Here is an 11,946-nt window from a genome sequence, read left to right as displayed (position 1 = left end):
GCTATCCCAATCCCCGCCTCAAATTTTGACGCGCACGAACATACAAATACAACGGATGCTTTATGGATATTCGCCCTGCTGCGACGCTGGTTCTGACAAGAGACACTGCCGAAGGTCTACAAGTGCTGCTATTGCAGCGGACCTGGGAAGCGGTATTTATGCCCGGTTTCTTCGTATTTCCCGGTGGTTCCGTGGACGAGCAGGACATCGGTGGGCGGGTTCATGCCATCGGGCGGGGTGATAGCGATATCAGTCAGACCATGAGTCTGGATGAGGGCGGGGCTGATTATATGCTGGCAGCAGTGCGCGAATGTTTTGAGGAAGCCGGCGTTCTGTTGGCACTGGACAAGCAGGACCAACCGGTTGCCACCGATCATCCGGTTCATGACGATCGGGATGCGCTGTTCCGGGGCGAGCTGACGCTGTCGGAACTGTGCCAGCGGCACAAATTGTCGATTCCGTTGGACCGGCTGGCTTATCTCGGCCACTGGATAACACCGCCAGGGCCTCCGCGGCGGTTTGATACGCGGTTTTTCGTGACCGTCGCACCTGACGACCAGCTTGCCAGCCACGACGGGGTGGAGACGATTGACCATGTCTGGATCAGCCCATCGCAGGCGTTGGAAGATCATCGTTGTGGGCGGCGTCTGTTGGGGCTGCCTACCATTCGCACGTTGCGGATTCTGAGTGATTTTGACACTACCGAGTCGCTGATGCGCTACGCCCATGCTAATCCCCCTGAACCCTATCCCAGCAAGCCTTGGCCGGCGGTGAAGAAGGGCAAGCCGGTGATGCTGGAGCCCGGGGCGCCGGCTTATGACGAGGCAGCGAAGCTGGACCCTGAAGGCGAAGGCTCAACCCAAGCGGAGATTGTTCCCGGCGAACCGGTGGAGGTGGCTGCCGGTGTGGTGCGATTGACGGCGCCCAATCCGGGAATGATGACCGGCCCTGGCACCAATACCTACGTGCTGGGGCACAAACGCTTCACCGTGCTGGATCCGGGCCCGGATAAAGCAACTCACATTGAGCGGATTCTGGAGGTGACAGGTGGGGCGATCGACAAGGTGGTGGTCACCCACACCCATCAGGACCACTCCCCGGGCGTGGCGGCACTCAAAGCCAGCACCGGTTGTCGTGTTTATGGCTGGCCGGCGCCTGAAGGCGCTGCTCAGGACCGGACGTTTGCGCCTGATGACGAGCCGGCGCACGGTGACCTGATCCAGACTGACGCAGGCACCCTGAAAGTACTCCACACACCCGGGCACGCCTCCAATCACTTGTGTTACGTGCTTCTGGAGCAGGAGCTGCTGTTTTCCGGCGATCACATCATGCAGGGGTCCACGGTGGTTATTAATCCCCCGGACGGGGATATGAAGGCCTATCTGGAATCCCTTTATGATCTGCTGGACGAGCCGGTTCGCTACATCGCCCCCGCACACGGTTTCCTGATGGGACATCCTGAAGCGGTGATCGATTATCTCATCACCCACAGGCTGGCCCGGGAGCACAAGGTGGCGAAGGTATTGAAAACCCTGACCACCGCCAGCCTCAGGGATCTGACGGCCGAAGCGTACGATGACGTTCCCGCGGCCATCCATGGTGTCGCTGCACGATCAGCACTGGCGCACCTGCTGAAGCTGGAAGCGGACGGCAGGGCGGCCAGGGAGGGCGAAACCTGGCACGCCACTTCGCATACCTGAGCCCGGCGGGGCTTCGATGCCCCGTGGGAGGGGCGGGTTACTTTTTGGCGATGATATAGACAGCGTGGACGATACCCGGAATATAACCAAGAAGGGTCAACAGGATGTTGATCCAGAAATGCTTGCCTATCCCCACTTGTAAAAATACACCCAGGGGCGGTAACAAAATCGCAATCAAAACTCGCAAAAGATCCATACAGTTAACTCCCTTTCAGACGTATAACGGGTACAGAACCGTAATATGCGTCCTGTCGCCTCAATGAATAGGCCATTTTGCGGAAATACACAAAGAATTCATGAAAGTGGCATTAAAACTTTGTCACAGGCGTATTCATGGAACTTTGGGGCCTCTATCCTTGTGCCGCCTTACACATTCCGGGCACCAGGCCCCGACTGGCCAACAACCTGAGAGGAACTATGTTGTACCGCTGGCTAACAGACCTGTTTCGCGCTGGCCTGATTTCCACACTCTGCGGCAGTCTGGTAGCCCTGCCGGCTGCCAACGCGGAGCAGTCGAGTCATTCTGAAAAGCAGGAAGTCCTCGTTGCCGAGCTCGCCAAGGACGAAAGTGTTGAAGACGTTGAACACTCCGAACCCCTGCAGTCATCAGGACGAAAACCTGAACAGGAACCACACGAGCCGGTGGCGGAAAGTGAGAAAATCACTGCAACCGCGCCTGACGCCCCAGAACAGCCTGAAGAACCCGACCAAACCGAGCGCACAGAAGAAGCCTCAAGCCTTGAGCTGCTGGGCTCGGAAGTACCACCGGGAACGGCCACCCGCCTGTCCTGGTCACCGGCCATACAGATTGCCGGGCTGTCTCAACCGACACCGGTGCTGGTAGTCAATGGTACCAAACCCGGCCCCAACCTGTGTCTGACCGGAGCGGTGCACGGCGATGAGCTCAACGGTATAGAAATCATTCGCCGCACCATGTATGACCTGGAGCCCGATAAACTGTCAGGCCGTGTTATCGGTGTGCCGATTGTTAATCTGCCCGGTTTTCAGCAAGGCAGCCGCTACCTGCCGGACCGCCGCGACCTGAACCGGCATTTTCCGGGCAGCACCGATGGCAGCCTGGCAGACCGCATCGCGCACTCGCTGTTTGAAAGCGTGATTCGCCATTGCGATATGCTGGTGGATATCCACACCGGATCGCTCAAACGTACCAACTTGCCCCAATTAAGGGCTGATATGAATAACCCCGAGGTAGCGGAGCTTACCCGCGGGTTTGACCGTATGGCCGTGGTCCACAGCACCGGCAGTTCCGGCATGCTTCGCTACGCCGCGATTGATGCCGGCATCCGTGCGGTCACCATGGAAGCGGGCGAATCGCTGCGAATTCAGGAGCATCAGATAAAAGCCGGCGTAAACAGCCTGACCAGCCTGATGGACAAGGAAGGCATGATTTCGAGGATGTTCGTCTGGGGTGATCCGGAGCCGGTGTATTACGACTCGGAATGGGTGCGAGCCGAACACGGCGGCATACTGTTCAGTGAAATCAAGCTTGGCGACAAGGTCGGCGAAGGGGAAATTCTCGGCTACGTCTCGGACCCGATTACCAATAAACAACACCCGATCCGGGCGAGAAGCGATGGCCGGATTATCGGAATGGCGGTGGACCAGGTCGTCATGGCTGGCTTTGCAGCCTACCACGTTGGTACAGAGGCAAAAGTACCGGGAGAGTAGTACCCTGTCGGATCCCTGAAATTCGTCAGGGGCGAAGAATTCTGACAGGAGCCGGTGTGACTTCAGAAACCTCCAAACCATTGTGGCTGGCCTACACGGGCCTGGTTCTGACTCCGCTATTCTGGGCTGGTAATGCGGTTGTTGCCAAAGGCGTGGTGGGGGAGATTCCGCCACTGTCCATGTCATTCTGGCGCTGGGTTATAGCGCTGGCGATTCTGTTGCCCTTTGGCTTACCGGGAGTCTGGCGTCAGCGCCAATTGATTCGTCAGTACTGGCTGTCGATACTGGCCCTCGCCACCTTCAGCGTGGGTGCTTTCAACTCACTGCTCTATTTTGCTGCCGTGACCACCACGGCCACCAATATTGCCCTGATCAACGCCACCATCCCCATTATGGTGGCGTTGCTGGCGTGGATACTGCTGGGTGACCGAACCCGCCCGGTACAGGCCCTGGGTATTGCGCTTGCGGTTCTGGGTATTCTGGCGGTTGTCGCCCGGGGGGATATTTCCGTACTCACGGGCCTGCAGGCACAGCCCGGGGACCTTATCATGGTGCTGGCGGTATTCAGCTGGGGCCTGTTTTCGGTGCTGTTACGCCGTCAGGCGGTGCCCCTGCCACCATTAACCTTCCTGACGGTTCAGATTGCCTGCGGCACCATGGTGATATTGCCGTTTTACCTGGTGGACCTGCTGTTTTTCTCGGGCGGGTTTGAGCTGAACCGTTCCACTGCCCTGCCAATGATGTATTTTGCGATCTTCCCCGGTATTCTGGCCTACGGGTTCTGGAACCACGGCGTGCACCGGATCGGCCCGGCGAAAGCCGCCATCTTCATGTATCTGACGCCGGTTTTCGCGTCGGTGCTGGCGGGCATTTTCCTCGGTGAACGACTGGGCGTATTCCACATTGTCGGTGGCCTGCTGATCCTCGCCGGCCTTTTCCTGGCCACGCGCACCAACGAGCTTCGCCGCAAATACCGCTGAAAGCGTGAATGGGATTATCCCGGCAGCGCTTCCAATGCCTGCCGGATTTGATTCAGTGCCGTTTCCAGCACCTGCCGCGGGCAGCCAATGTTCATGCGCATGAATCCACTCCCCGCTTCCCCGAAGGTAATGCCCGGGTTCATGCCGATGCCGGCCTGATGCACGAAGAATCGCTTCAGGTCCGAATCGTCCATCTCCAGGGCCCGGCAATCCAGCCACAACAGATAGGTGCCCTCCGGTTCCGTCACCTTGATCGCGGGCAGATGCTGCTGAACGTAACCCATCACGTAATCACGGTTGCCCTGTAGGTAGCCCATGAGCTGGTCGAGCCACTGGCTACCGTTTCGGTAACCCGCCTCGAAACCTGCGATGCTGAACGGGTTGCACTGGATCATGTGCATGGCGTCGAACACGTCTTTCAATGCCTTGCGATGCTCTGCATTTGCCACCACCAGCGCCGACAGGCCCAGCCCGGGCATGTTGAAGGTTTTAGTGGGCGCCACGGCCGTGACCAGTGCGTCGTCCTCCCGGGCGAGGTTTGCCAGCATTTGATGGGCGGAGGCATCCGGATACGTCAGATCACAGTGGATCTCGTCCGAGAGAACCACCAGGTTGTGACGCCGAGCAATCGTCAGTACCGCCATCAGTTCGCTTTGGGTCCATACACGGCCCACGGGATTATGGGGTGAACACAGTAACAGCACCCTGGCGTCTTCCCGCGCCGCGCAGGCCTCCAGATGCTCAAGGTTCATCTGATAGCGGCCATCCACTAGCTCAAGCGGGCTCTCGATTACGACGCGACCGGTTTTCTGAATGGAACTGAAAAACGGAGGATAGACCGGCGGCTGAATAATGATGCCTTCACCCTTCCCGGCAAACGCCATGGCCGCTGCATGGATTGAAGGCACCACACCGGGTGCCATCAGTAACCAATCACGCTTGATGGTCCAGCCATGGCGGCTTTTGAACCAGTCGATGATGGACTCGTACAGGCTCTCCGGAAACAGTGTATAGCCGTAGACCGGGTGCCTCGCCCGATCTTCCAGAGCTTGCGTAACCGCCTCCGGTGCCGGAAAATCCATATCCGCCACCCACAGCGGAATCACATCCTCGCGGCCAAATACTGCTTTACGGGCATCAAACTTTACCGAGCAGGTATTTTCCCGCCGAAGAAGCCGGTCAAAGGATTCTGGCACGAAAAGCCTCCGTTGTTACGATATTGGTTTAAGGGTGGTAGATACGAACGTCATTCTGGGGCAGGATCGATACCCCCCGCAACCGCCAATACTTGCGAAACTGACGGAGCCTTTGAATGCTTGCCCAAATCCTGTCCACGATGTTGCCGGTATTTCTGATCGCCGGCTGTGGTGCTCTTTATGGTCGCTACCGCACACCCGATATTCAGGGTCTGAACACCCTCAACATGGAGCTGTTTGTGCCCATGCTGGTGTTTGCGGTACTGGCAGACCAGCAGGCCCCACTGCAGGAGTATACCAGCCTGGCGCTGGCGGCTTCGGTGGTGGTACTGGGCTCTGGCATCGTTCTCTACCCCGTGGCCAGAGTCCTGAACCTGAACCTGAAAACCTTCCTGCCGCCGATGATGTTCAACAACTCCGGCAACATGGGTATTCCGATCCTGGTATTAGCCTTCGGCGAGGCAGCCCTGCCGGCAGCCGTTGTGCTGTTTGTTGTGGAAATGCTGCTGCACTTCACCGTGGGCATCTATATGCTCGATCCGCACACCTCCATCATCAGAAGGCTGCGCCTTCCGGTCATTCTGGCCAGTATTGCCGGCCTTGCCGTCAATTTCGGCGGTGTGCCCATGCCTCAGTGGCTGCTGGAAACCCTGAACATGCTCGGCGGTGTCTGTATTCCACTGATGCTGTTTACCCTGGGGGTGCGCATGCTCGATGTGGATTTCGGTGACTGGAAACTGGGTATCCTCGGCGCTATTGCCTGCCCCGCCTCGGGACTGATCCTGGCCTGGCCGATGATTGCGATTCTGGACCTCCCCGGTTTGCAGGTGGCCGCCCTGTGGGTCTTCGCCGCCATGCCATCCGCCGTGCTGAACTACATGCTGGCGGAGCAATACCAGCAGGAGCCCGAAAAGGTCGCGTCACTGGTACTGATCAGCAACCTGGGCAGCATTGTGGTGATGCCCTTCGTTCTTGGCCTGGTGTTTGCGGCAGGCTATGTCTGAAACCATTGCCGTCGTTCGCGCCTCCCGTCCCAATTTTCTGGTGCTCGCGCCCCTGTGTGCGGGGCTTGGCGTTGCATTGGCCTGGCAGCAGGGCGAACCGCCCGCATTGCTGGATACCCTTCTGGTGCTTGTGGGTGCATTGCTGGCCCACGCCGCGGTCAACCTGCTCAACGAATACGAAGATTTTGTCTCTGGCCTCGACCTGATCACCCGGCGTACCCCGTTCTCCGGAGGCAGCGGAGCGCTTCCAGAAATACCTGAGGCCGCAACCAGAGTTCTGATTGCCGCTTTCGCAACGCTCGCCCTGGTGATTGCCATCGGGCTGTACTTCCTCTGGCTTCGGGGATTGCCAATGCTGGTGCTCGGTAGTGCTGGTGTTGTGCTGGTTCTGACTTACACGCGCTGGATTACGCGCTCGCCCCTCATTTGCCTGCTGGCGCCGGGACTGGGCTTCGGCCCGGTGATGATACTGGGCAGCCTGATTGCCCTTGATGCCCGGCTGGATTCCGTTGCTCTTATCCTCTCTCTGATCAGCTTGCTACTGGTAAGCGAGTTGCTGCTGATTAACCAGATCCCCGATGCCGATGCCGACCGCAAAGTCGGGCGCCGACACCTTGCCATTACCCTTGGAAAACCGACAGCCGCTCGACTCGTGGGGTGCATGTTGCTGGCCAGTTACGGCGCACTGGTGGCGGGATTATTGGCAGGCTGGCTGCCGGCATGGAGCATACTTGCCCTGATCCCGGCACCAGCGGCCCTGTGGATAAGCCTGAGGCTACCGAGGGTTCTTACCAACCCCTCACAGCTCAATACCGTCCTTGGCGTCAATGTTGCCGTACTGCTGGCCACACTTGCACTGCTGATCTGCGGCCTTAGCCTTTAAGCCGAAACACACTGACCCTGCCACTTAACTGCTCTGCCAAGGCGGCAAGATCGCGGCTGGCACCGGCAACCTGCTCGGAACCGGCAGATGTTTCCACAGTGGAGTCGTGTATGCGGCTGATGTTGCGGTTTACTTCTTCAGCCACACTGCTTTGCTCTTCCGCAGCGCTGGCAATCTGAGCGTTCATATCATTGATTTCGCCCACTTCCTGACGGATCTGAGCTAGCGCCTGCTCCGCCGAACGGGTCTTTTCCACGGTGGTTTTTGCCAGGTCCCGACTGGTTTCCATCACTTCCGCCGCTTCCGAGGCACCGTTCTGAAGTTTGCCAATCATTTCCTGGATCTCACGGGTGGAATCCTGGGTGCGGGTTGCCAATGAACGCACCTCGTCTGCCACGACTGCAAAACCGCGGCCATGGGTGCCGGCACGGGCGGCTTCAATCGCCGCATTCAGCGCCAGCAGGTTGGTCTGCTCGGCGATGGCGTTGATCACTTCAATGATCTTTTCGATATTGGCGCTGTCGTCGGAAACCCGGTGCACGGTTACCGCTGCTTTCTCGAGGGTGTCTGCCAGTTCGCCGATGGCGACAGCCGTTTCCTGCACCACCCGGTTACCGGTTTCAACTTCCTGATCAGCCTTGCCTGTCGCTGTCGCGGCGCTGGAGGCAAACCCTGCTACTTCGTTCACCGTTGCCGCCATCTGATTGATGGCCGTTGCCATCTGCTCCGCTTCCTCGGACTGGATGCGGATCTGATCGTTATTGTTGTCCGAGGTCGACAACAACTCCGATGAGCTCCTGGACAATTCCATTGCGGATTGGCGGACTTCGCTGATTATTCCGGCGAGTTGCTCCACCGTGTCCTTCAGGGCGCCCATAACGCTGTCCGGATACTTCGTCTGGATGTCCTGGTCAAGGAGGCCATCCGAGAGCCTGCGAATGGCATCTGCCACGTCATCCGGCTCCGCACCCAGGGTCGAACGGATCTTGCGGATGATAAGCACCGCCACAACAATACTCAGCAACACGGCAATACCGGTGACCAGAAAGATTAATTTATTAAAGTTACCGGCTGCTTCCCGCACTGCGTCCACATTGGTGGTAATAAAGCCTTCCTGATGGTCAATGAACGCGTTTATCCGATTAAGCCAGGTGGTATAGGCGGGAGATACGTCTTCCAGCAAAAATTCCCGGGCTTCGTCGATACGTCCTTCCTGACGCATCTCCAGTAATTCATCCGTCAACGCCAGCGTACTGCGTTCAATCTCCTTGATATCCGCCAGCAGTTGCTGTTCACGCTCAGAGGCTCCGGCCGACCTGAACAGCTGGTCCATGGGCCTGGCCGATTCCACGTAGAAATCCTTCAACCGCTGGATATCCTGGAGATGAGTTCTCAGAGCCCGGTCGTCCCGAACCAGAACCGCGTCGCGGATGGCGATGGCCCGGTCATGGACACTGCCACGAAAGTTGATGGCGTAACGCTGTTTCACAGCCGCATCATCGCCGACTTCGGTGAGCGTGCTGTCGATAAAACCGACTCGATGATTGCCAATCAGGCTGACCAGCACCATCAGCGAAAGAATAAGGCCAAAACCCAGGGTGAGTCGCTTGGCGACAGTGAATTTATTGAACATCATCTACTCCGGCTGTTCAGGATCATAAAAAGAATCTATGTATTCATGATTCATGCAACATCGGATCAATGGGTTTGCCGGATATTGGTGATCTTTTACAATTATTTTCAATGCTACATATTGTTACATTCTGTGCCGATTAGCCGGCATTACCAGCGGATGCGCTTGCAACCATTCCGGCTTTGGCCGAAGGTAAGACTATTCAGGTTGAATTTCATTTCGATACGGAGATCTGCCCATGAGCGTTCTGCTTCTCCTCCTCAGTGCGTTGGTACTGATTTATCTTGGAATTGGCGGCACCACTGCCGCTGCTGTTCTTGTCATCGCAACCGTTATCGGGCTGTTCCAGGATGGCTGGCACATCCTCAGCATATTATTTGGTGGTGGCTTGCTGGCTCTGGGCCTGGTGTTGGTAATGCCTGGGGATCTGAGACGGGAGAAGTTAAGTACGCCACTCCTTGGCTGGGTGCGCGGGAGGCTCCCCAAGCTCTCGGATACAGAGGCCGAAGCGTTGCGCTCGGGCACAGTGGACTGGGATGGCGAGCTGTTTTCCGGTCAGCCGGAGTGGTCGAAGCTACTGGATGCCAGGCCCGCCCACCTTTCCAGTGAAGAGCAGGCGTTTCTGGACGGTCCGGTGGAAACGCTCTGCGGCATGCTGGACGACTGGAAAATCACCCACGAAGACTATGACCTGCCCAACAAGGTCTGGAAGTTCATCCGCGAGAACGGTTTCTTCGGCCTGATGATCCCGAAGGAGCAGGGTGGCAAGGGCTTCTCCCACACGGCCCATTCGGAAATCGTGATGAAGATTTCCACTCGCAGCGTATCCGCTGCCGTGACCGTGATGGTGCCTAACTCCCTGGGGCCGGGTGAGTTACTGATGGAGTACGGCACTGATACCCAGAAAGAGTATTACCTGCCCCGGCTGGCTGGCGGAGAGGAAATTCCCTGCTTTGCCCTGACCTCCCCGGTAGCCGGTTCCGACGCCGGCGCGATCCCGGACAAGGGCATTGTCTGCAAGGGCCAGTGGGACGGCAAGGAAGTACTGGGTCTGAAAATCACCTGGAACAAGCGCTACATAACACTGGCCCCCGTCGCCACGTTGATTGGCCTGGCCATCAAGGTGTACGACCCGGACAAACTGTTGGGTGATTCCGATGAGATCGGCGTGACCTGCGTAATGGTTCCCCAGGATCTTGAGGGCGTTCACTCCGGTGCCCGTCACTTGCCGATGAACACGGTCTTCATGAACGGCCCGACATGGGGCAATGACGTCTTCATTCCCATGGACCAGGTCATCGGTGGCCAGGACATGCTGGGTAAAGGCTGGAAGATGCTGCTGGAATGCCTGTCCATCGGCCGCTCCATCTCCCTGCCTGCGCTGGGCACGGGTGCCGGCAAGGTCGCCAGCCTGGCGACCGGCTCCTACGCCCTGACACGGGAGCAGTTCGGCCGCTCCATCAGTCAGTTTGAAGGGGTTCAGGAAGCCCTCGAGCCGATCGCCGGCTACACCTACATGATGGATGCCGCACGATTGCTCACCTCCGGCATGCTGGACCGGGGCGTGCGGCCCTCAGTACCCTCGGCGGTGCTCAAGTACCGCAATACCGACCTGATGCGCACAGTGATCAACCATGCCATGGACGTGGTCGCCGGCCGCGGTGTCATTACCGGCCCCCGCAACTTCCTCGCCCGGGCCTACCAGGCGGTGCCTATCGGCATTACGGTTGAGGGCGCCAACATTCTCACACGCAGCCTGATGGTGTTTGGTCAGGGGGCGATCCGCTGCCACCCGTTCATCGTCGAGGAAATCGAGGCGGCGGGCATGGAAGACAAGAAGGCCGCGGTTGAAAAGTTCGACGGCATTTTCTATCGCCACATTGCCCACACCACCCGTAATGCACTGCGGTCATTCCTGCTGGCGCTGACTGGCGGTATTCTCGAACCGGTGCCACGCCAGGGCAATATCCAGTCCAGTTACCGCCAGCTTGCCCGCTTCTCGGCAGCCTTTTCGCTGATGACCGACGTCACCCTGCTCACGGTCGGCGGCGGCCTCAAGGCTCGCCAGCGGCTGTCGGGCCGCATGGCGGACTGCCTGGTGCATCTGTATTACGCCACGGCGGTAATCAAGCAATGGCACGAGGAAGGCTACCCGGATGACCAGCGCCCGCTGGTGGACTGGTGTCTCCAGACCAGTCTGCGGGACCTGAAGACATCCATGCGCGAGCTGATCATCAACTTCCCGGTGCCACTGTTGCGCTGGCCGCTGCGGGTGCTGGTGTTCCCGCTGGGTGCTACCGGCCTGAATGGCCCGGACGATAAGCTGGGCACCGAGGTTGCCGCGAGTATCGTCAAGGATACTCCGCTGCGCCAACGCATCAGCCGCGGCAGTTACGTCAACACCGACCCTGATGATCCGCTGGGCCGGGTGCTGAACGCCTACCGGCTGGCCAATGAGACCCGTGAAATGCGCGAACGGCTGCACGAGGCCCTGCGCAACCGGGATGAAGATGAGTTGGGTGGTATTGACCTGCTGATGGGTCATCAGCGCAAGGAATTGGTGGACTGGGCCTGCGACCAGGGTGTTGTGAAAGGCGAAGAGTGCGACAAGCTGCTGGAGGCGCTGGAGGCACTCTATGACGTCATCCGCGTCGATGCCTTTGAACCCGATGGTCTGAAGGCGCTGTCACGATGCGCCAAGGGCAAGCGCACGGTAGTGGAGCGTCCACCTCGAGACGAGGAATAGCCCTTCAATAGGTGGCCTGAAACTTTGAGAGGAGCGTTTGGCTGGACGGAGCCTCCCAAAACACGCTCCTTCGGCACATCCTTGTGACGCTTGGGCTCCGCCATCCATGGCTCCG

Annotated in this window: 9 protein-coding genes; 6 read left to right on the top strand and 3 right to left on the bottom strand. The window is 58.4% G+C overall.

Annotated features, from left to right (window positions below; translation table 11 throughout):
- Nucleotides 1–62: 62 nt before the first annotated feature.
- Nucleotides 63–1,700, top strand: coding sequence for an MBL fold metallo-hydrolase (locus M8010_RS02470; RefSeq protein WP_250087866.1), 1,638 nt, complete (start codon nt 63–65; stop codon nt 1,698–1,700).
- A 37-nt stretch (nt 1,701–1,737) separates the two neighbouring features.
- Here M8010_RS02470 and M8010_RS02465 read toward each other — a convergent pair whose 3' ends face one another.
- Nucleotides 1,738–1,896, bottom strand: coding sequence for a YqaE/Pmp3 family membrane protein (locus M8010_RS02465; RefSeq protein ID WP_250087857.1), 159 nt, complete (start codon nt 1,894–1,896; stop codon nt 1,738–1,740).
- Nucleotides 1,897–2,117: 221 nt separating this feature from the next.
- On the opposite strand from M8010_RS02465, the gene M8010_RS02460 reads away from it, so the two are divergent.
- Both M8010_RS02460 and M8010_RS02455 read left to right on the top strand, forming a co-directional pair.
- The gene (locus tag M8010_RS02460; protein WP_250087849.1) at nt 2,118–3,389 is read left to right on the top strand and encodes a succinylglutamate desuccinylase/aspartoacylase family protein; all 1,272 of its coding nucleotides are present in this window, start codon (nt 2,118–2,120) and stop codon (nt 3,387–3,389) included.
- 56 nt (nt 3,390–3,445) lie between these two features.
- Nucleotides 3,446–4,369, top strand: a complete 924-nt coding sequence (locus tag M8010_RS02455) for a DMT family transporter (protein ID WP_250087846.1) — start codon at nt 3,446–3,448, stop codon at nt 4,367–4,369.
- Nucleotides 4,370–4,383: 14 nt separating this feature from the next.
- Here the strand turns inward: M8010_RS02455 and M8010_RS02450 are convergent, their stop codons facing one another.
- Entirely contained in the window at nt 4,384–5,565 is a 1,182-nt protein-coding gene (locus tag M8010_RS02450; protein ID WP_250087839.1) for a MalY/PatB family protein, read from the bottom strand.
- A 116-nt stretch (nt 5,566–5,681) separates the two neighbouring features.
- On the opposite strand from M8010_RS02450, the gene M8010_RS02445 reads away from it, so the two are divergent.
- Nucleotides 5,682–6,569 (top strand): AEC family transporter, encoded by an 888-nt coding sequence (locus tag M8010_RS02445; protein WP_250087837.1) that lies wholly within the window; start codon nt 5,682–5,684, stop codon nt 6,567–6,569.
- Entirely contained in the window at nt 6,562–7,452 is an 891-nt protein-coding gene (locus M8010_RS02440) for a prenyltransferase (protein WP_250087835.1), read from the top strand. Before M8010_RS02445 ends, M8010_RS02440 begins: the two co-directional genes overlap by 8 nt.
- On the opposite strand, the gene M8010_RS02435 is transcribed toward M8010_RS02440, so the two are convergent.
- Nucleotides 7,442–9,085 (bottom strand): methyl-accepting chemotaxis protein, encoded by a 1,644-nt coding sequence (locus M8010_RS02435; protein ID WP_250087833.1) that lies wholly within the window; start codon nt 9,083–9,085, stop codon nt 7,442–7,444. The two genes, M8010_RS02440 and M8010_RS02435, sit on opposite strands and share 11 nt — an antisense overlap.
- A gap of 238 nt (nt 9,086–9,323) precedes the next feature.
- Here M8010_RS02435 and M8010_RS02430 point away from each other — a divergent pair, with 238 nt between their 5' ends.
- The gene (locus M8010_RS02430) at nt 9,324–11,831 is read left to right on the top strand and encodes an acyl-CoA dehydrogenase (RefSeq protein WP_250087831.1); all 2,508 of its coding nucleotides are present in this window, start codon (nt 9,324–9,326) and stop codon (nt 11,829–11,831) included.
- The last annotated feature ends 115 nt before the right edge of the window (nt 11,832–11,946 follow it).

Source organism: Marinobacter sp. ATCH36 (assembly GCF_023555055.1).
In the GTDB taxonomy this organism is placed as follows: domain Bacteria; phylum Pseudomonadota; class Gammaproteobacteria; order Pseudomonadales; family Oleiphilaceae; genus Marinobacter.
Note: the sequence above shows the minus strand (reverse complement) of the source record. Positions and strands in the feature narration are given on the sequence as shown.

Excerpts from the sequence above, each read along its gene's own strand:
- M8010_RS02470 (WP_250087866.1), top strand. The coding sequence starts at position 63 with ATGGATATTCGCCCTGCTGCGACGCTGGTTCTGACAAGAGACACTGCC.
- M8010_RS02465 (WP_250087857.1), bottom strand. The coding sequence starts at position 1,896 with ATGGATCTTTTGCGAGTTTTGATTGCGATTTTGTTACCGCCCCTGGGT.
- M8010_RS02460 (WP_250087849.1), top strand. The coding sequence starts at position 2,118 with ATGTTGTACCGCTGGCTAACAGACCTGTTTCGCGCTGGCCTGATTTCC.
- M8010_RS02445 (WP_250087837.1), top strand. The coding sequence starts at position 5,682 with ATGCTTGCCCAAATCCTGTCCACGATGTTGCCGGTATTTCTGATCGCC.
- M8010_RS02440 (WP_250087835.1), top strand. The coding sequence starts at position 6,562 with ATGTCTGAAACCATTGCCGTCGTTCGCGCCTCCCGTCCCAATTTTCTG.
- M8010_RS02435 (WP_250087833.1), bottom strand. The coding sequence starts at position 9,085 with ATGTTCAATAAATTCACTGTCGCCAAGCGACTCACCCTGGGTTTTGGC.
- M8010_RS02430 (WP_250087831.1), top strand. The coding sequence starts at position 9,324 with ATGAGCGTTCTGCTTCTCCTCCTCAGTGCGTTGGTACTGATTTATCTT.